General features: G+C 46.3%; 13 protein-coding genes. 12 read left to right on the top strand and 1 reads right to left on the bottom strand.

Annotation, left to right across the window (positions count from 1 at the left end; genetic code table 11):
- The first annotated feature begins 8 nt into the window (after positions 1–8).
- The 6 genes from argB (at position 9) to AC0YN7_RS23460 (ending at position 10,475) form a co-directional block, all read left to right on the top strand.
- Positions 9–812: an acetylglutamate kinase gene (gene argB, locus AC0YN7_RS23485; RefSeq protein ID WP_475812574.1), complete on the top strand. Its 804-nt coding sequence runs from the start codon at positions 9–11 to the stop codon at positions 810–812.
- Positions 813–817: 5 nt separating this feature from the next.
- A complete protein-coding gene (locus tag AC0YN7_RS23480; RefSeq protein ID WP_475812466.1) occupies positions 818–2,023 on the top strand; it encodes an acetylornithine transaminase in 1,206 nt (401 codons plus the stop codon).
- A gap of 68 nt (positions 2,024–2,091) precedes the next feature.
- Positions 2,092–3,051: an ornithine carbamoyltransferase gene (gene argF, locus AC0YN7_RS23475; RefSeq protein ID WP_475812465.1), complete on the top strand. Its 960-nt coding sequence runs from the start codon at positions 2,092–2,094 to the stop codon at positions 3,049–3,051.
- Between the two features lie 50 nt (positions 3,052–3,101).
- The gene (locus AC0YN7_RS23470; protein WP_475812464.1) at positions 3,102–4,331 is read left to right on the top strand and encodes an argininosuccinate synthase; all 1,230 of its coding nucleotides are present in this window, start codon (positions 3,102–3,104) and stop codon (positions 4,329–4,331) included.
- A gap of 25 nt (positions 4,332–4,356) precedes the next feature.
- Positions 4,357–5,772 (top strand): argininosuccinate lyase, encoded by a 1,416-nt coding sequence (gene argH / locus AC0YN7_RS23465; protein WP_475812463.1) that lies wholly within the window; start codon positions 4,357–4,359, stop codon positions 5,770–5,772.
- 233 nt (positions 5,773–6,005) lie between these two features.
- A complete protein-coding gene (locus AC0YN7_RS23460) occupies positions 6,006–10,475 on the top strand; it encodes an S-layer homology domain-containing protein (protein ID WP_475812462.1) in 4,470 nt (1,489 codons plus the stop codon).
- Between the two features lie 145 nt (positions 10,476–10,620).
- Here the strand turns inward: AC0YN7_RS23460 and AC0YN7_RS23455 are convergent, their stop codons facing one another.
- Positions 10,621–12,051 (bottom strand): VanW family protein, encoded by a 1,431-nt coding sequence (locus AC0YN7_RS23455; protein WP_475812461.1) that lies wholly within the window; start codon positions 12,049–12,051, stop codon positions 10,621–10,623.
- Between the two features lie 222 nt (positions 12,052–12,273).
- Between AC0YN7_RS23455 and ftsE the strand changes: the two genes are divergently transcribed.
- The 6 genes from ftsE to uvrB all read left to right on the top strand — a co-directional run bounded on the left by ftsE (position 12,274) and on the right by uvrB (position 20,399).
- Positions 12,274–12,960 (top strand): cell division ATP-binding protein FtsE, encoded by a 687-nt coding sequence (gene ftsE, locus AC0YN7_RS23450; RefSeq protein WP_475812460.1) that lies wholly within the window; start codon positions 12,274–12,276, stop codon positions 12,958–12,960.
- On the top strand, positions 12,950–13,867 hold the full coding sequence (gene ftsX, locus AC0YN7_RS23445; RefSeq protein ID WP_475812459.1) for a permease-like cell division protein FtsX: 918 nt from the start codon (positions 12,950–12,952) through the stop codon (positions 13,865–13,867). Before ftsE ends, ftsX begins: the two co-directional genes overlap by 11 nt.
- Before the next feature lie 12 nt (positions 13,868–13,879).
- The gene (locus tag AC0YN7_RS23440) at positions 13,880–15,091 is read left to right on the top strand and encodes a murein hydrolase activator EnvC family protein (RefSeq protein WP_475812458.1); all 1,212 of its coding nucleotides are present in this window, start codon (positions 13,880–13,882) and stop codon (positions 15,089–15,091) included.
- 174 nt (positions 15,092–15,265) lie between these two features.
- The gene (locus AC0YN7_RS23435; protein ID WP_475812457.1) at positions 15,266–16,723 is read left to right on the top strand and encodes a S41 family peptidase; all 1,458 of its coding nucleotides are present in this window, start codon (positions 15,266–15,268) and stop codon (positions 16,721–16,723) included.
- An 88-nt stretch (positions 16,724–16,811) separates the two neighbouring features.
- Positions 16,812–18,125 (top strand): PDZ domain-containing protein, encoded by a 1,314-nt coding sequence (locus tag AC0YN7_RS23430; protein WP_475812456.1) that lies wholly within the window; start codon positions 16,812–16,814, stop codon positions 18,123–18,125.
- Between the two features lie 273 nt (positions 18,126–18,398).
- Entirely contained in the window at positions 18,399–20,399 is a 2,001-nt protein-coding gene (gene uvrB / locus AC0YN7_RS23425) for an excinuclease ABC subunit UvrB (protein WP_475812455.1), read from the top strand.
- The last annotated feature ends 9 nt before the right edge of the window (positions 20,400–20,408 follow it).

Below are 20,408 nucleotides of genomic sequence, written 5' to 3'. Positions count from 1 at the left end.
GAACTGTGATAGAGCAAAGATTTGTAATGAAATGCGGAGGCAGCACACTAGCGGCGCTTCCGATTCGTTTTTTTGAAGAGCTGCGTGAGCTGCAGCAGTATGGTGTGCGTCCGGTTATTGTTCATGGCGGAGGCCCTGCAATTTCTGAGACGTTATCTAAGCTAGGGATCGAGACTGGTTTCGTAAATGGTTTAAGGAAGACCAATGACGAGGTGCTCGATGTTGTTGAGATGGTGCTTGCAGGACGAATTAACAAGGAAATCGTTCGCAAAATCCAAATAAACGGCGCGAAAGCATTAGGACTTTCGGGTGTGGACGGCATGTTAATCCAAGCACAGCCTGTCGCGAATGCAGCAGAGATTGGATTCGTGGGCGATGTGACGGATGTAAATGCAGAGCTGATTGAGGGCATTATGACAATGGGCTATATTCCTGTTATTGCACCAATCGGAATCGATGAACAGGGTCAGCGCTACAACATCAATGCAGATACAGCTGCAGGAGCAGTTGCCTCTCATTTGGGTGTTGAGCAGATGATCGTGGTGACAGACGTTCCTGGTATTTTGAAGACAGTTGATGGCGTGAAGCAAGTATTGCCGGTAGTTACGGTTGAAGAAATAGAAAGTATGATTGCAAGCGGCGAGATTTATGGCGGTATGATACCAAAAGTACGTGCAGCTATTCAATGCATTCAAGGCCAAGTACGCGAGGTTATCATTGTAAGCGGCGAGGAGCCGGGCGTGTTATCGAAGGCTGTCCGTGAGGGCGGCGTTGGTACGCGTATTGTTCAGACGAATGAAGGGCGGGTGTAATAGCGATGAGCGACACTAAAATAGCAGAGGTTCAGGGACAAGATTTGTTTCCTACCTATGCGAGATATCCAATGGCTCTAGTTAAGGGTGAGGGCAGCTGGCTTTGGGATGATAAAGGAAACAAGTATCTTGATTTTATGAGTGGAATCGCGGTTACGAACCTAGGGCATGCACCGAAGCAAATTAAAGCGGCGCTCATTAAGCAGCTTGATGAACTGTGGCATGTTTCTAACCTATTCCACATTCCAAATCAAGAGGATGCAGCAAAGCTGATTACCGACAATAGCTGCGGCGATGCGGTATTCTTCTGTAATTCGGGAGCTGAAGCGAACGAAGCGGCAATTAAGCTTGCGCGTCGGTACAATCAGAAGGTGCTGAATAATGGTCGCTTTGAAATTATTACTTTCGAGCAATCTTTTCACGGACGGACATTAGCCACATTGACAGCAACAGGTCAAGCAAAGGTAAAAGAAGGCTTCGGACCACTTCCAGAGGGCTTTAAGACAATTCCGTTAAATGATATAGAAGCGTTGAAAGCGGCGGTTTCCGATCAAACAGCGGCGATCATGCTGGAAATGATCCAAGCGGAAGGCGGAATTTATCCGGTTGATGCTGCTTATATGAAGGAGCTTGTCGCATTGTGCGAGAAGCAAGGCATCTTGCTGATTGTAGATGAGATTCAGACGGGCATGGGCAGAACAGGGAAATTGTTCGCTTATGAGCATTACGGCATTGAGCCAGACATTTTCACAATGGCAAAAGGACTTGGAAGCGGGTTTCCGGTTGGCGCGATGGCGGCTAAGGAAAAGCTGCGTGAAAGCTTTAGTGCAGGCAGCCACGGCTCCACATTTGGTGGAACACCGATTGCAACTGCTGTAGTGAAAGCTACGTTGGAGACGATTGTCGGGGAAGAGCTATCTGCTCGTGCTGCACAAATGGGCGAATATTTGATGACGGAGCTTCGTGAGAAGCTGCAAGGGAATGCTTTTGTGAATGAGGTTCGCGGACTGGGTCTGCTGGTTGGTATTGCATGCTCGGAGCCGATTGGTGATATTTTGATTGAGGCACAACAACGTGGACTTATTGCGATTTCTGCCGGACCTAACGTAATTAGGCTGCTTCCTAACCTGCTTGTCACTAAGGAAGAGATCGATATAGCTGTTACGATTTTAGCAGAGCTGATCGAAGCAAAACGGCCTGTCCAAGCGTAAATGAGTGGATTGCCCGATCGAAGGGCAAAAGCTATAAATAGAGCTTCAAATTGAAGGAGGGCTATCACATGCAAGGAACAATAAACGAGGAAATTGCGTTAAGCTTGAAAGGTCGCGATTTTCTTATGCTGGTTGATTTCAAGCCGGAAGAAATTCGTTACTTGATCGACCTAGCGATTGACTTGAAACAGAAGCAAAAGGCTGGCGAAACTCATCATATTTTGAAGGGCAAGACGCTTGGCATGATTTTCGAAAAATCATCAACGCGCACACGTGTCTCATTCGAAGTAGGGATGTATCAGCTGGGCGGTCAAGGACTGTTCTTAAGTGGAAACGACCTGCAGATCGGCCGCGGAGAGACGATCTGGGATACAGCCCAGACGTTATCTCGTTATTTGGACGGCATTATGATTCGTACGTTCGCGCATCGTAAAGTGGTTGAGCTGGCTCGTGGAGCTACAATTCCTGTTATCAACGGTTTAACTGATCTATCGCATCCTTGTCAGGCGCTTGCTGATTATCAAACCATCCTTGAGCAAAAGGGCCGTCTAGAAGGTCTGAAGATCGCCTATATTGGCGATGGTAATAACATGACGCATTCCCTGTTGATGGGCGCGGCGAAACTTGGGCTCCATATGTCAGTAGCAACGCCGGAAGGCTATGAGCCGGACGCTGACATTGTTAGACAAACGAAAGATCATGCAGCTGAAACGGGCTCCAAAATTCATGTGTGCCACGATCCGAAGGAAGCAATCGCGGACGCGGATATCGTATACACGGACGTATGGGCGAGCATGGGCCAAGAAGCGGAGCAGAAGGAACGCGAGGTTGCTTTTGCCGCTTATCAAGTGAATGAAGAGTTGACCAAGTACGCCAAGAAGGATTTCTTGTTCATGCACTGCTTGCCAGCGCATCGCGGCGAAGAGGTAAGTGAAGGGGTTATCGACGGCGAGTGTTCGATTATTTTTGATCAAGCGGAAAATCGTCTTCACGCGCAAAAAGCGATTATGGCAGCAATCATGTCCTAATCCAACATATAAATCTAATAAAATCATTTAAAGAGGAGCAATTGATTAATATGGCTAAAGAAAAAATCGTGCTAGCCTACTCAGGCGGCTTGGATACATCGGTTATTTTAAAATGGTTGAAAGAAACATATGATGCAGAAATTATCGCTTTCACAGCTGATATTGGACAAAAGGACGAGCTTGATGGTCTGGAGGAAAAAGCACTTGCAACAGGTGCGTCGAAAGTTTACATCGATGATCTCCGCGAAGAGTTCGCAAGCGATTTTATTTACCCGATGTTCCAAGCGGGCACTTTGTACGAAGGTCAATATTTGCTCGGTACATCAATTGCGCGTCCGCTTATTGCAAAGCGTATGGTTGATATCGCTCGCGCTGAAGGCGCAGCTTATATTGCTCACGGCGCAACAGGCAAAGGTAATGACCAAGTGCGTTTTGAATTAACAGCTGCTGCACTAGCGCCTGAAATTGGCGTTATCGCACCTTGGCGTTTGGAAGCGTTCCGTGAGGAGTTCCCTGGACGCGCTGAGATGATCGCTTATGCGGAGAAGCATAACATTCCGGTTACGGCATCTGCTGCTAAGCCATACTCAACAGATCGTAACCTGCTGCATATAAGCTTTGAGAGCGGCATGCTGGAGGATCCTTGGTTCGATCCTAGCTCTGAGGAAAATGAAAGCATGTACGTTCTGAGCGTTTCTCCTGAGAACGCGCCGGACAAAGCAGAATATGTGGAGCTTACTTTTGCAGAAGGCAATTGTACAGCAATTAACGGCAAGGAGCTTAGCCCGCTAGAAGTAATGGATACACTCAACGAGCTTGGCGGCAAGCACGGCATCGGTCGCGTTGATATGGTGGAAAACCGTTTCGTTGGTATGAAGAGCCGTGGCGTGTACGAAACTCCAGGTGGTACAATCCTATTTACCGCTCATCGCAAAATGGAATCTTTAACAATGGACCGCGAGGTTATGCACCTTCGTGATTCATTAATCGCTAAATATAGCCAGCTTGTCTATAACGGCTTCTGGTTCGCGCCTGAGCGTCTAGCACTTCAAGCGCTTGTATTGGAATCTCAAAAGAATGTAACTGGCGTTGTTCGCCTGAAGCTATATAAAGGTAATGTCATCGGAGCTGGCGTACAGAGTCCTGTAAGCTTGTATAATCCAGATATCGCTACAATGGAAGCTGATCCTTCTAAAGCATACGATCAAGGCGATGCAACAGGCTTTATCCGTTTGAACGCTTTGCGTTTGAAAGTATCGTCAGCTGTTACAAATAAATAAAAATGGATGGGAGTGTTACAAACCAGTGAGTAAATTATGGGGCGGTCGTTTTACGAAAAAAACAGACCAATTGGTGGAAGAATACACAGCATCCATTATGTTTGATAAGGAATTGGCGGAAGAGGATATCCAAGGCAGCTTAGCGCATGTAACCATGCTCGGCAAGCAAGGTATCTTGCCTCTCGACGACGTGGAGAAAATCAAGGATGGCTTGCACCGCGTTTTGCAGCGCATTAAACGTGATGATATCGAATTCACAATCGGTGACGAAGATATTCATATGAACATTGAGAAAACATTGATTGACGATGTTGGATCAGTTGGCGGTAAGCTGCATACTGGACGCAGTCGTAACGACCAGGTCGCGACAGATATGCATCTATGGCTTCGCAAGCGTGTTGTTGAATTTGTTGACATGCTGAGCAAGCTTCAATCGTCGCTTATCGAACAAGCGAAAGCGAATATCGATACGATCGTACCTGGCTACACGCATTTGCAGCGTGCTCAGCCGATTCTGTTTGCTCATCATTTGATGGCTTACGTGTCTATGTTCGGACGCGATATCGAGCGTCTACAGGACAGCTACAAGCGTATCAATGTGCTTCCGCTCGGAGCGGGCGCTTTGGCGGGAACGACATTCCCGATTGATCGCCACTTCGTAGCAAGCCAGCTAAACTTTGATCGCGTGTATGAGAACAGCCTGGATGCTGTCAGCGATCGTGATTTCATTCTTGAGTTTCTAGCGGATGCATCGATCATTATGATGCATTTGTCACGTCTAAGTGAAGAACTCATTTTGTGGTCAAGCACGGAATTCCGTTTTGTCGAGCTGGATGATGCGTTCTGTACAGGAAGCAGCATTATGCCGCAAAAGAAAAATCCGGACGTGCCTGAGCTTGTGCGCGGCAAAACCGGTCGTGTCTATGGCAATCTAGTCGGCTTGCTTACTGTACTGAAATCATTGCCGCTTGCTTACAACAAGGACATGCAGGAAGACAAGGAAGGCATGTTTGATACGGTACGCACGATGCAAGGAGCGCTTCAGCTGTTCACGCCAATGATCGCTACGATGAAGGTGAACAAGGATCGGATGCGTCAAGCAGTTAACCAAGACTTCTCGAACGCAACAGACATCGCCGACTTCCTCGTTGGCAAAGGATTACCGTTCCGTCAAGCGCATGAAGTAATTGGCAAGACTGTACTCTACTGCATCGAGCAGAACAAGTACTTGCTTGACCTTACTTTAGAAGAGTTCAAACAGTTCTCAGAGCTGTTCGATGATCGTATCTACGCAGTGCTTCAGCCAGAGCAGGTTGTCGATGCACGCAACGTTTATGGCGGTACAGCAAAGGTACAGGTACAGGCCGCGATTGGCCGTGCTGATGCCGTGCTGGATGCTACCGCAGCTTGGGTGACGGAATATAGTGAACGTAGTAAATAGTAAACCATGTAAATAAGTGAGCTAAAAATGCGCTGTAAGTACGGGAAAGACGCTTAACAGAGCAAAACTAGTCGTATAAAGAAGCTGCAAGCACGAAAGTGCTTGCGGCTTTTTTCGTTTTTCAGCAAGGTGGTAAATTATTCTTGACTAGAGACAATCCAAAGTGTATACATGTAATATACATGTATACAACAAAAAGTTATATACATGATTTATGGAAGGGGTGATGATTAATGAATGTAAGATGGAGACGCAAGGCAGTGCTTTTATTATTATGTTTTATTTTGGCAACGCTTTCTTTCGGTGGTGTTACACAGGGAGCGGTTCAAGCAAAGGGTGTATCGGTCTCTGAGCGGGCTCTAGCTAATGCTGGATTCGAAGAGGCTGCTGTTGACGGAGTAATTCCGGGTTGGACTCAATTATTGGGACAGGGCAAGAATGGCTCAGTGACAATAGACTCCATGCAGAAGTATAAGGATAGCAGCAGCTTGAAGCTGGATGATCAAGACACAGTTAACTTCGCAGCAGAGAGTACGAAGGTGGTCGCAGAGGCTGGCGTTGAATACACAGTTACCTCTGCGGTATATATTGCAAGTGGTTCCGTTCAGATGCAGCTGCGTTTCTATAACGCTGATAACGTTCTAATACAGCCAGTACCTGTTCATAATCCGGACTTTCAATCAGCGCCGAAAAATGAATGGCAGACGATATCGCTGATTGCGGTCGCTCCAGAAACAGCTGTCTCCGTATCCGTTGTAATGACATCGGGGAAAAGCGGTAAAGGGGTCAGCTATTGGGATGACGTACATCTTACGTTTCCTAACCTGAATCCACCTGTTCTAACAATTGCTAATGCAGGATTTGAGCAGCCAGGAACAGTGGATCAGCCCATTCCGAATTGGAAGGTTATATCGGGAGTATCTTCAGTAAGTACAAGCCATAAACGGATGGGTGATTATAGCTTAAAATCAAGTGTGAATCCAACAGCAGGTGATAACGCGGTTATCGTAGAGTCGGATTTGATTGATGTAGAAGAGAAAACAACTTACACACTCTCTGCGGAAGTATTTTTGCAGACAGGTACGATGGAAGGTCTGTACGTCTATGTTTATGACAAGGATGGCGCTCTAGTTAAGAGTGAAACGGGCGGTAATTTTCACGCTTATTTAAATGCAACGACTGATCATGAGAAGTGGAAGTATCATGAAAGAACTTTTACCGTACAGCCGGGTGGCGTTAAGATGAAAGTATCGCTCATTACTGGCGCCAAAAAGACATTGGAATTTTATGTTGACGAGATAAGTGTAACGAAGCATATGCCTAATGGAGGCTTGGAGCAGCCTTTAGTTGAAGGTGTCATTTCTGGGTGGAGCAAGGTGAAGGAATCAGATGCTCCGTCCTTTAATGTGACAAACGCACGTGCTAATAGCGGTGAAAACAGTCTTCACTTTCAAAACACACCAGGACTGTTCTTGAATGTAATTAGTGAGCTGATTCCTGTCGAGGCAGGCGCGACATACACCGCTGCTGCTCGAACGTGGATAGAGAGCGGCTCGGCGGATATGTATGTTCGTTTCTTCGACGCTAAAGGCAAATATATCAACCAGCAAGCATGGAATATTACGCCGGGACCAACGGATGTTTGGTTCGATCAATATGTGACGAAGGTTGTACCTGATGGAGCGCAATTTGCTGCAATAATGTTCGCGGGCAGCCCGAGCAAAACCTACTCGTATTATGTGGACGATGTGAAGCTGCTTCGCGGAGAGCATGGGGTTCCCGAAACTCCAATTCCTGAAAATTCGATTAAGGTTGTCGGTGAAAATATGGGGCCTCAAATTCGTAAAGCGACTTTAATGCGGGGGGCCATTGGGCAAGATGGGGAAGGGCGTAATGTGATCTATTCGGTTGTTGCAGGGGCGCCGTCCATTTTTACGATCATTGACATTGCTACGGAGGAGGTAGTGAAGAGCATTCCGATGCCCGGTACATCTGGCGCGTGGTCCGTTACGGTGTCGAGTGACGGCTCGGTTTATATGGGAGCATATAATTTAGGTTTGCTGTATCGCTATCTCCCGTCTACTGATGAGCTAATTAATCTAGGTCATCCGCTTCCTACGAAGGATTCGGTACTCTATCCTATGGCTGCGGGCAAAGATGGCATCATGTATGGAAGTACTTATCCGACAGCAGATCTGTACGAATATAACCCGGCGACAAATCTATTCAAAAATTACGGAACCATGTCGACGAAAACGAGCGGCGAGCGATGGACTCGGGTAGTCGTATATGATGAGCAATCGCATAAAGTATATGCCGGTGTCGGCAACGTGCCTCGATTGCTTGAATATGACCTAACGACAGGTGCAAAGCGGGACCTGCTTCCGGAAGGCTTTGAAAATATTACAGCCGTGTACGATTTGAACCTGGTTGATGGTAAATTATTTGCACGCAAGGAAGCGAATAACGCGAATGAAACATTCGTTATTGATGTGGAAAGCGGGGATTTGATCGAAGTCACGAATGCAGATACGGGAGAGAAAGGGACAACGTTCATCAATTTCTCACGCGGTGTATCTCCAAAATCACCAATTGCGAATAAAGTTTATTTCGCGGGAACTGGCGGAGCTTTGTTCGAATACGATCTGGACACGAACAGTTATCATGCACTGGGTGTCTCCATTGAAGGCGCTGCGATCGGCTACGGCTTTGTGCAGCTGAATGAAGCAGGCTTTCCTGGATACAGCCTTGTCGGTTTGTCCGGCAACTCTGGGAAGATGTTCAAATACAATTTGGAAACGGGAAAAGTAAAGCTAAAGGATGTGCTGGTACCTGCTGAGCCTGTCAATATTCATGAGATTGCAAAAGGTCCCGATGGAAAAATATATACAGCCGGCTATTTGCAAGGGAACCTAGGCGTATATACTCCTACGACAGGGTCAAGTATGTATTTCGATGGAATTGGTCAAGGTGAGGGCATTACATCCATTCATAACAAAATGTATTTCGGAATTTATCCGAATGCCAGTATTTATGAATACGATTTGGCACGGCCTTGGAATCGGACGAATGCGAATGAGCTGAATCCAAATCGTTTATTCACCTTAAATGCACAAAATCAGGATCGTCCATTCGGTATGGGCGGTGCGGAGGATTTGAATAAGTTGTTCGTCGGCACAGTTCCGAAGAATTCAATGCTGGGCGGCGCATTAGCTGTATACGACATTAAAACCGGCGGAGAGCCTGAAGTGTATATGAATGTTGTTCCCAATCAAAGTATCCTTTCGTTTGCTTATAAAGACGGTCTTTTATATGGGGGAACGTCCATTCACGGAGGACAAGGCGGCACTCCAACAGCGAGTGAAGCCATTCTATTCGTTTGGGATGTAGCGAAAAAAGAAAAGGTGTTCGAGGTTGTCCCGGTCGCTGGCAAGCAGGCAATTACAGCGCTGCACATTGGTCCAGACGGTAATATCTGGGGCCTCGCTAATGGCGCATTGTTCATTTTCGATACGGCAACACGCTCCGTCACCCACAGTGACAATGCATTCCCGAGTGCCGCGGGTAGATGGATTGACGGTTCGATGGAGACCGGAACCGATGGCAATGTCTATGCAACCGTAGGAGGTTTCTTCTTCAGGGTCGATGCGGTAACAAAAAAAATTAATGTGTTAGCTTCTGGGGTTCGTAAGCTGGCGCAGGATGACTTTGGAAGCTTTTATATGTTCACCGATCCAGAGAGTCCAAATTTGTATAAATATTCAATCCCTGATCTTAAGCTGAAGCTGACAGGTGCTGAATTATCAGCCCGAGCAGCAGAGATTAAGGCCGGAGAACAGACTCAAGTTAAACTGTTAGGAATGTTGGAGAAAGGCCGTATTACACAGGAACTGTCTGGGGCGGTTAAAGTGTATACAAGCAGCAATCCTTCAATAGCTGATGTTGACCAGAATGGGATAGTCACGGCTAAGGGCGTTGGCATAACACAGATAGCGGTAGAGGTAACACTGGATAATGTTACGGTAAAATCCGAGCCTATCACCCTGAAGGTATCTCGGAAAGACGGAGTAAATCCTGAAGGGCCAGGAGTACCAAGTCAGCCAGATATACCAGATGAGCCGGAGCAGCCTGCTGAGCCCGAAGCTCCAAAAGTAATTTTGACTGATATCGCCAAGCACTGGGCAGAGCCGCTCATTGTTCAAGCCGTGAATCTAGGTTTTATTAACGGATATGCAGACGGTTCTTTCCGCCCAGATAGTAAAGTAAAACGTGCTGAATTTGCCGTGATGTTAAGCCGTATTTTACAGCAAGAAGCTGTTGGCGGCCAAACGATCAGCGATAAAGTGTTTGACGATGATAAAGAAATTCCCAAATGGGCGAAGCCGCATGTAGCTTGGTTAGCCCAACATGGATTAGTTAACGGGTATGCGGACAATACCTTCCGGACGACGAAGCTGGTGACTCGTGTGGAAATGATCTCAATGATTGTTCGAGGATTAAAGCTTAAGACTGACCCAAATGCAATGCTCCCGTTCGCAGATCGGAATATTATTCCAAAATGGGCTTATGCTGATCTTGCAGCCGCATTGGATGCGGGATTAATCAAAGCGGATAAAAATAATCTAATTGCTCCATACGACACCCTCACAAGAGCGGAAACGGTTGAACTATTAATGAATATGTTACGTTTGTTAGAAAAGTAACCACTACTAGAAATTGTGTCAAATGGAAGACAAAAAGCGCAGCTACTTTGGCTGCGCTTTTTATCGGTACATAGGAGCGTACTTACCCCCAAGTCATGTGGGTAAAATGTGAGTAATTCTGTGGATAAAAAATTAAAAGCTTCTCTTAAAGCCCATCCTCCAGCAAAGGCTTTGTCGGAGTTGGATTAGGAGTCGGTGAAGCATTGCCGCCAAGGTCGCCCTTCATAGGTCCCCTTTCAATGATAGTAGGCTGCGACTTATAAGTATCCCTCGAAATCTTCTTCCGTGAGACGACCTCGCCGTCTGTAAAATGTGTACGGTAGGTCTCAACGACGTAGCCTTGTTTACCTTGTTGGATGGTTCGTGTTTGACCGGCGGATAAATGAGTGTTTACCTTCTCTTGTTTGGTTGGTTCAATTGTTTTGACAGTAACCGATTCAATAGCATAGCTGTCTTTAGCGTCCATTGTGCCGAACAGCTTGATGGTTAATTTGCGATCCTTTACCTCGGTGCGGATTATCATATGTTTTCCAGTCGTGTTCTTAAATTTGAAGTTAATGGAGCCGCCGGCAAAAGTCGCGTCTTGGCCAAGCGGCAAATAGGCGACTGGAATCGAATGGTTGCGGCGCTCCTCGATCTCTAGTCCGGCAAGCAATACTGCGTTATAAAGTGTACTTGAGACCTGACAGATTCCGCCTCCGATACCAGGAACCAAGGCGCCGTTCAAAATAACGGGAGCTTCACGATACTCATATAGCTCTTCGGCTCTAGCAATTAGCTTGCCGTAGTCAAACACTTCACCTGGTGCGAGATGCCAGTCGTTTAGCGCTTCCGCTGTAACCGTCACATTATAAGCCCTACCCTCAGCGCTCGTTTGAAAATCAGTAGAGAAAGACATAATTTTACGCGCAATGCCTTCAGCCTTTAGACTCTCCAGCGTCAGCTTCGGGTGGATAACTTCTACAGGCAGCTCCGCTTTAAAGGCTTGCTCAATAGGGGACCCAAGCTGCTCCTTCTCCAGTACAACCCAGTCATTTGCCTGCTTGACCAGACTTGTTAAATTTAATCGATATGCGTCACTATGCGGCTTGTATATGACTTCATCATTATCGGTAATGGTTCTAGAAGCATCGACTGGTTGATTTTTTTCGATCCAGCTCCACTGCTTGCGGACAGCGGCATCAAGCACATCGCCATTCCAGCTTTGCGTTAACCTATAGGTTTTCTCAAAATTGTACCTGTAAACGGCGCGATCCCAAATCCCGCCCTCCCGCAGCTTCAATAACGCTGGGCGTAGCCCGACAAACTCCGATTTGTAGCCAAGCTCAGAAACGGTCCACTGTTTGCTGTCCTCAGCAGCTGTATTAGCTTGCAAAGTAATTGTACGTTTTTGAAGTGATTCATTTATTTGCTCCATTTGCTCCAATGCGTCCTCAATTTTCATCCCGCCTATCGGAATTCCTTCTACAAATACATCCTCAGGAACCTTTTCTTGAACGGCATAATTATAAATAAATCCCCAGCCGACTGCCCCAATGAGCAGCAACGAAGTGATGACAATAATGCCTACATGCATGCGTCTTAAAATGATAAATCACCCTTTTCCCCTTGAAATAAATGAGACAGTCCTACATGTATATGCGAGTTGTTTTGGAATTTTGTCTGAGGCGGATCATAATTTTTCGACAAACTATCGGTTTATGAGATTTGTGAAAAATGAGGAATGTAATCTGGATATGAAGGAATTCAGTATAAGATGTCGAAATAGTAAAGCTGACTATTAACAGGATGTGATAATGTGATCGAGATGCAAGACATATGGAAAACGTACACCGACGGAACGCATGCATTGAAAGGCGTCTCTGTTCTAATAGAGCGTAATGAATTCGTATACCTGGTAGGACCGTCAGGAGCAGGCAAATCAACCTTTATGAAGCTGATTTACAGAGAAGAAGTACCGACTAAAGGGCAAATTTCAGTCAATGGATTTAATATTGGAAAGTTGAAGCCTCGTAAAATACCATTTGTAAGACGCAACATCGGCGTTATTTTCCAAGATTTTAGACTACTCCCGAAATTAACTGTATTTGAAAATGTGGCATTTGCCATGGAAGTCATTGAAGCGCCAAAACGCATCATTAAAAAGCGGACAATGGAAGTGCTTGAGCTTGTCGGATTGAAGCACAAGCATGCAAGCTTACCCTCGCAATTGTCAGGCGGAGAGCAGCAGAGGGTCTCTATCGCGCGAGCAATTGTAAACAATCCTTCCGTAATTGTAGCGGATGAGCCTACCGGAAATCTGGATCCCGAAACCTCGCAGGGTATTATGAATCTGCTTGAGGAAATCAACTTTCGCGGATCGACGATTATAATGGCAACACATAACAAAGAAATCGTTAACTCCATGCGCAAGCGCGTCATTGCTATCGAGGACGGAAATATCGTTCGCGACGAGGCAAGAGGGGAGTACGGTTATGAAGCTTAGAACGGTACTCCGTCACCTGCGAGAAGGTGGCAAAAACATAATTCGTAATGGCTGGATGTCTTTCGCTTCGATGAGTTCGATCTTCATCTCACTTTTTATTTTAGGATTCTTTTTATTACTGGCATTGAATGTGAACAGCATGTCTGATCAGATAGAAAGTCAGGTGCAGATCCGTGTTTTTCTACAGCTTAATGTAGACAAAGCGAAGATGACTGACCTGCAAAATAAGATAGGAAACATTACCGAAGTAAGCAAGGTTACATTTGTTTCCAAAGCAGAGGGCCTCGAGACGCTTCGCAAAAATTTGGGTGAGGAAAACAAGGATTTGCTCGATGGCTACGAGAAAGAAAAAAACCCGCTGCCCGATTCCTTTACGGTTGAGGTGTACAATCCTCGTTCAATCGAACAGGCGGCAAAGCAGATTGAAGCGATTAATAAAGCAGATGACAGCTTGCCAATAGCTAAGATTAAATATGGACAAGGCACAGTTGAGAACCTTTTTAAGATTACGAATGCTCTTCGCATTATCGGGATCGTAATTGTAATTGGTTTGACGGTTACGGCGATGTTCCTGATTTCGAACACGATCAAAATGACCATTATAGCAAGGCGCCGCGAGATCGGCATTATGAAGCTGGTAGGCGCTACAAACGCTTTTATTAGATGGCCGTTTTTCATCGAGGGTGCGTTGATCGGAATTATTAGCTCGGTTATTACAACGCTTGCCGTATTGTACGGTTACTCGGAGCTCGTACAATTTTCGGAGCTGGATCTATCTTTAATGATGATTAAGCTTGTATCTGTTCAGGATTCTGGTTTGCTAACTGCCGCGCTGCTAATTGGTTTAGGTACTTTGATAGGTATATGGGGCAGCGTCATTTCGATACATAAGTATTTGAAAGTGTAGGTGAACATGTAGATGAGAAGATGGATTGGTTTACTTGTAATTGCAATACTTGCTGTATTTGTTCTTCAGCCAACAGGTGGAGATGCTGCAACGCTTAGCCAGATTGATAAGCAAATAAAGGCTGCTCAGGAAGAAGCGAAGGCCGCGGAGAGAAAAGCGGCTAATTTGCAGAGGCAGGCCGCTAATGCGGAGCACAAGAAGGGCGACATCGCGGTCAAGAAGATGGATGTGCAAAATTCGATTAAATCGATTATGGAAGAGCTAGATAATGTCGTCATTAACAAAGAAAAGAAGCAAGCAGAGGTTAATACGAAGGAAGACGAGCTGCGTCAGACAGCGGAAGAGTTAGTGCAAACGGAGGAACGGGTCGCGACACGTGACGAGCTTCTTCAATCTCGTATGCGTCTGATGTATACGAATGGCTTCGTTTCTTACATGGATGTACTGCTTAGCGCGTCAAGCTTCACCGATTTCATCGATCGTTTTGATGCGTTGCAATCCATTTTGAATCAAGATCGCGATATGTTGGAGGAGCTTAAGAAAGACAAGGAGCTCGTAGTTATTAAGAAAGCCGAAGTCGAGAAATCGCTCGCGGATGTTAAGAAGATGTATGAGAAGCTTGCTGAGTACGAAACGCATCTTGTACAGAAGGAAAAAGAGAAAGAAGTTATGATTGCTAGCTATAACAATGAAATGAAGCAGCTTGACAGCGAGCTGGAGCAGCTAGAGGATATTAGCGAGGAGCAGGAGAAAATCTTAATGGCTCTAGCCGCAGAGGTTGCCAAGCTGAATAAAGCGAAAAATAGAATTAAAAATCCGTACAAAGGCGGCAGGCTTGGCATGCCGATTCAAGGCAGTTACCGCATCAGTTCGAACTTTGGTACCCGGGTACACCCGATTACAGGAAAAAGACATACGCATACTGGCATCGATTTTGCATCACCGCAAGGGACAGACATTTATGCGGCTGAATCAGGTGTCGTTATTACGTCAAATAGAACGAGCGGCTATGGGAACTGTATAATCATTGACCATGGTAATGGCTTATGGACGTTATATGGACATATTCGCAATGGCGGTTTATTGGTCAAAGAGGGCGAAACAGTTAAAAAAGGACAGAAGATTGCCGAAGTAGGCAGCACAGGCAATTCAACAGGGCCTCATTTGCATTTCGAGGTTCGCAAAAACGAAACTGCAGTTAACCCAGGCGGATATTTGAAATAAATAATAGCAATACATATATTCATAGTCATTCAACTCGGAGGCAGCCCATGTGGCTGCCCTTGTTTTTACAATTGCAAAGTGAACAACAACTTTTTTCTGCGTATTAGACAAATAATTGCAAACCGCTTGTCATATACTAGTGTGGTCTTATATACAAGAAGGTGGTGTAGACAGGTGCATTTCAAAGGTCGAACAGTGTTCGCGTTCGTTATGCTGACTATGATTGCATCCGTGCTTGTTACTCTAACGGTAGCGGATCAACTCATTAAGCCGGACGAGCCGTCGAAGCCTACGCTTACAGCTGCAGTTGCTACTCAGGGAGAGGGATTTAGCCTCAGAACGAATGAACTGACAAAGCTTAATGCGGTGTTAGAATTAATTGAAACCAAATATTATCAAAAGGTAGATCGCCATGAGCTCGTTGATGGAGCGGTAAGCGGGATGATGTCTGCCTTAGAGGATCCATACTCCGTATATATGGAGAAGGACGTCGCGCAGCATTTTTCAGAATCGGTAGAAGGCTCCTTTACTGGCATCGGCGCGGAAGTGACGGTCGAGAATGGTCGTATTATCGTCGTTTCTCCTATTAAGGGCTCTCCAGCCGAGCGGTCGGGCTTGCTGGCGAAGGATGTGCTGCTCTCGATTAATGGCGAGAAGCTTGATGGCCTCAATTTGCAGGATGCTGTGGCGAAAATTAGAGGACCGAAAGGGACTAAGGCAAAAATTCAGGTGCAGCGTGCTGGATTTTCTGAGCCGATCCAGCTCGTTCTCATTCGTGCTGATATTGACGTAGAGACGGTATATGCAAGCATGCGTTCTGATGATGTAGGCGTTATTGAGATTCGACAATTCTCGCTGCACACAGCTGAACGTTTTGGGGAAGAGCTTGCGCGGCTTGAGGAGCAAGGGATGAAGGGACTTGTAATTGATGTGCGAAATAACCCGGGAGGCATACTTCCGGTCGTTGTTGATATCGCGCAAACCTTTATGAAGAAAGATACTACAGTCGTTCAAGTAGAAGATCGTGATGGAAAACGTAAGAAGACACTGTCTAAGGGGCAAAGCAAATCGTATCCTATTGCTGTTCTTATGAACAACGGCAGCGCAAGCGCATCAGAAATATTGGCGGGCGCTTTGCAGGAGGGCGCTGGTGCGAAGCTTGTTGGTGAGACAACCTTCGGCAAGGGAACCGTTCAAGTCAGCTACAATAAAGTGCTTGGAGACGGTAGTCTTGTGAAGATGACGATTGCAAAATGGTTGACGCCAAATGGCAATTGGATTCATGAAAAGGGCATTAAGCCTGATCTCGCTGTTAAACCTCCGGATTTGTATAAGGCAGCTAGGCTGTCTTTAACAGAGACTTTAAAGGCGGATATGATAAGTGAGCAGGTTCGAAGCTCGCAGGTAATGCTGCGCGGACTTGGATATGAGCCGAAGCGCGAGGATGGCTATTTCAGTGAGGATACCGCAGAAGCGGTTAAGAAATTCCAAACGGAGCAAGGATTAGAAGCAACGGGTCAAATAAATGACAAGACGGCAGAATCACTTGAGAAAGCGGTCATCAAATGGATACAGGACGAGAAAAACGATACGCAGCTGCATGAAGCGATTAAGGCTGTCAGCAGGAAATAGACTGCTTCTGTCGAATTAATAAAAGGTTGACTCTGAGTTTCGGAGTCGGCCTTTTATTTTTTGTTTGTTAAATGGAACGAGCGAAGGAGTGTGGGCTTTGGATACGGCGCTAGGTTTGCTGGAAATGCTCGGACAAGCTGCTGTTCAGTTGGCTGTGCAGCCATTTTATTATATTGCAGTGTTGTTTATCATTTTACAATATACAAGACAAATCAGGATGGAGCGGCAATTGTTTGCAGTTAAGCTGCACAATTGGCCGGGCCTGGTTCTAAAAGCATTATTAGCAGGATTGTTGGTTGGAGTTGTATTATCGGTAGCAGGGGCATTTATCGGAGTAACCTTAACGGGCGAGTCAGTCATTTGGCTTTGGGTGACGGCTGCAATCCTTATGCTTGTGCGTATTCGGTATCTATGCTTCGCATATAGCGCGGGAATAATAACATTGCTGCAGTGGGTAATAGGTTTTACAACCTTGTCAGACCGTACGGATTGGCTAGGGTCATTTGCATCATCACTTGCAGGAATTGATACAGCGGGGCTGCTAGTACTAGTTGCTTTAATGCATCTGGCGGAAGCCGTGCTAGTACGCTGGCAAGGGGAACGACTGGCGACTCCGTTATTTCTGGAAGGGAAGCGCGGCAAGCTCGTAGGCGGCTATATGCTGCAAGGCTTCTGGCCAGTACCGCTGCTTATGCTTGTACCTGTTGGCGGAACAGGGGCGTCAACGATGTCCTTACCGTGGACCCCGCTGTTCGGCGCGGATTGGTCGCAGGGCTGGTCATTCGTCGCATTGCCGATGATTATCGGCTTTACGGAAATGACTCGTTCCTTGCTTCCTCAGGAGAAAGCGAGGCATGCAGCTAAGGGGCTGCTGCTCTATAGTATTTGTCTTGCTGCTTTTGCGCTTGCCGCATGGTGGCAACCGGTATTGCTTCCAGTTGCGGCGTTAGCGTCGTTGCTGCTGCATGAGGCGATCATATGGCGCAGCCGCGCGATGGAAGCAGTCCGCCCGCCTTTGTATGTACATGACGCGCGCGGACTACGCATATTAGGCATCGTTCCAGGAACGCCAGCGGACGCGATGGGACTTCAGACAGGTGAAATCCTGTCTAAAGTGAATGGTGTACGCATCAAAACAAAGGATGAGCTGTATGAGGCGCTGGTTCAAAACTCAGCCTTCTGCAAGCTCGAAGTGTTAAATAGAGAAGGCGAGTTGAAGTTTGCACAGCGCGCACGCTACGCGGGCGAGCATCATCAGCTGGGCGTTATACTAGCACCGGATGAGCAGGCCAACTTTTATGCGGCAGCAGGCCCAGCGTCTTTACTTGAGCTGCTGCGCACCGCTCGTACGTCCAATCGACGCGGCAAAGCACCAGCTCAGGCGGATCAAATGGAAGGTTAAGTGCTGAAGGCAGATAACATATTTGAACAATCTAGAAAAAAGCTATGCCGAATGGTATCTGATCATTGGCATAGCTTTTTTGTTTACGATCCTGGTGAAGTGATTGGAGTTAGAACGGCTGTTCTATTTTGTAGGGCGAATCATTGCAACAGCTGTAATAAAACGGTATAATAAACGGGAACACATATTCTTATTATACAACAATACGCTTGAATCACATATAATTGACAATACTAATAACAGCATTCGGAATGATGGGGGTGGATAATAGGCATGAGTGAATTGACACAAAAGGCAAAGCTGTTCGAGATAAAATCGGACTATATGCCGCAAGGGGATCAGCCTAAAGCGATTGAGCAGCTTATAGAGGGAATTAGTGCCGGCAAGCGGCATCAGACGCTGCTTGGTGCTACAGGAACGGGTAAGACCTATACCATTGCTAATATGATTGAAAAGCTGAATCGCCCTACGCTCGTTATTGCGCATAATAAGACGTTAGCGGCACAGCTTTGCAGCGAGTTCAAACAGTTTTTCCCCGATAATGCGGTGGAATATTTCGTGAGCTATTATGATTACTATCAGCCGGAAGCATACATCCCTTCATCAGATACTTTTATCGAGAAGGATTCCAGTATAAACGATGAGATCGATAAGCTGCGACATTCGGCTACAAGTGCGTTATTCGAGCGGCGCGATGTTATTATCGTCGCAAGCGTTTCTTGTATTTATGGTCTCGGTTCGCCGATGGAATACGGAAGTCTCGTACTTTCGCTGCGAGTAGGTATGGAGAAGTCGCGGGATGCGATTCTTCATAAGCTTGTGGACATTCAATACCAACGGAATGATATTAGCTTTACACGTGGGACGTTTCGTGTGCGCGGCGATATTGTGGAAATTTTCCCAGTAGCAAATAATGAACGCGCGTTGCGTGTCGAGCTTTTTGGAGACGAGATTGAGCGGATCTCTGAAATTGATGTGCTGACGGGTGAAATTATGGGTGAGCGAGATCATATCGCCATCTTCCCTGCGTCTCACTTCGTAACTCATGAAGACACAATGAAGATTGCTTTAGTTAATATTGAACGAGAGCTGGAAGAACGGCTGCTCGAGCTTCGCGAAGCGGGTAAGCTTTTGGAGGCGCAGCGTTTAGAGCAGCGGACGCGATACGATTTGGAAATGATGGCTGAGATGGGCTTTTGCTCAGGCATAGAGAACTACTCCGGACCGCTTACTTTCAGAGAACGGGGAGCGACTCCTTATACGCTGCTTGATTATTTTCCGGATGATATGCTGATCGTGATCGATGAGTCCCATGTTTCGTTGCCACAAATTCGAGCGATGTACAATGGTGACCGTGCGCGTAAGGAAATGCTGGTGAACCATGGCTTTCGTCTTCCTTCCGCGATGGATAACCGTCCGCTTCGCTTTGAAGAATTCGAGGAGAAGGCAAATCAGTTGGTTTATGTATCTGCTACGCCAGGTCCTTATGAAATTGAACATACAGATATAATGATCGAGCAAATCATTCGTCCTACGTTCCTCATCGATCCGATTATCGATGTTCGTCCTTCCAAAGGGCAAATTGATGATTTGCTTGGAGAGATTCGCGATCGCATCACAAAGGATGAGCGTGTACTCGTAACAACTTTAACGAAGAAGATGGCAGAGGATTTAACCGACTATATGAAAGAGATCGGGATTAAGGTAAGATACCTGCATTCTGATATTAAGACACTGGAACGGATAGCTATTTTGCGAGATCTGAGATTAGGTGTATTTCATGTGTTGATTGGAATTAACTTGCTTCGGGAAGGGCTCGATTTGCCGGAAGTATCATTGGTATCTATTCTTGATGCTGATAAGGAAGGCTTCCTACGTTCAGACCGAGCTCTTATCCAAACGATTGGACGTGCCGCGCGTAATAGTGAAGGCCGTGTAATCATGTATGGCGATAAAATAACTGATTCCATGGATCGAGCTATAAAAGAAACCGAAAGACGGCGTACGATTCAGCTCGCCTATAATGAGCAGCATGGTGTAACGCCGCAAACGATTCGTAAAAAGGTACACGAGGTCATCGAAGCGACAAAGGTAGCCGAGCAGAAGGCAGACTACTTAACAGGCGTTGGGGTTGATAAGATGTCGAAGAAGGATCGTGTGGCGCTAGTTCAGAAGCTGGAAGTGGAAATGAAGGAAGCAGCGAAAAGCTTGCAATTCGAACGTGCCGCGGAGCTTCGCGACGCCTTACTGGAATTACGCGCAGAGATGGGATAAGTAGGAGGA

This window comes from Paenibacillus sp. J31R122 (assembly GCF_056269185.1).
This window is presented reverse-complemented; position numbering and strand designations above follow the sequence as displayed.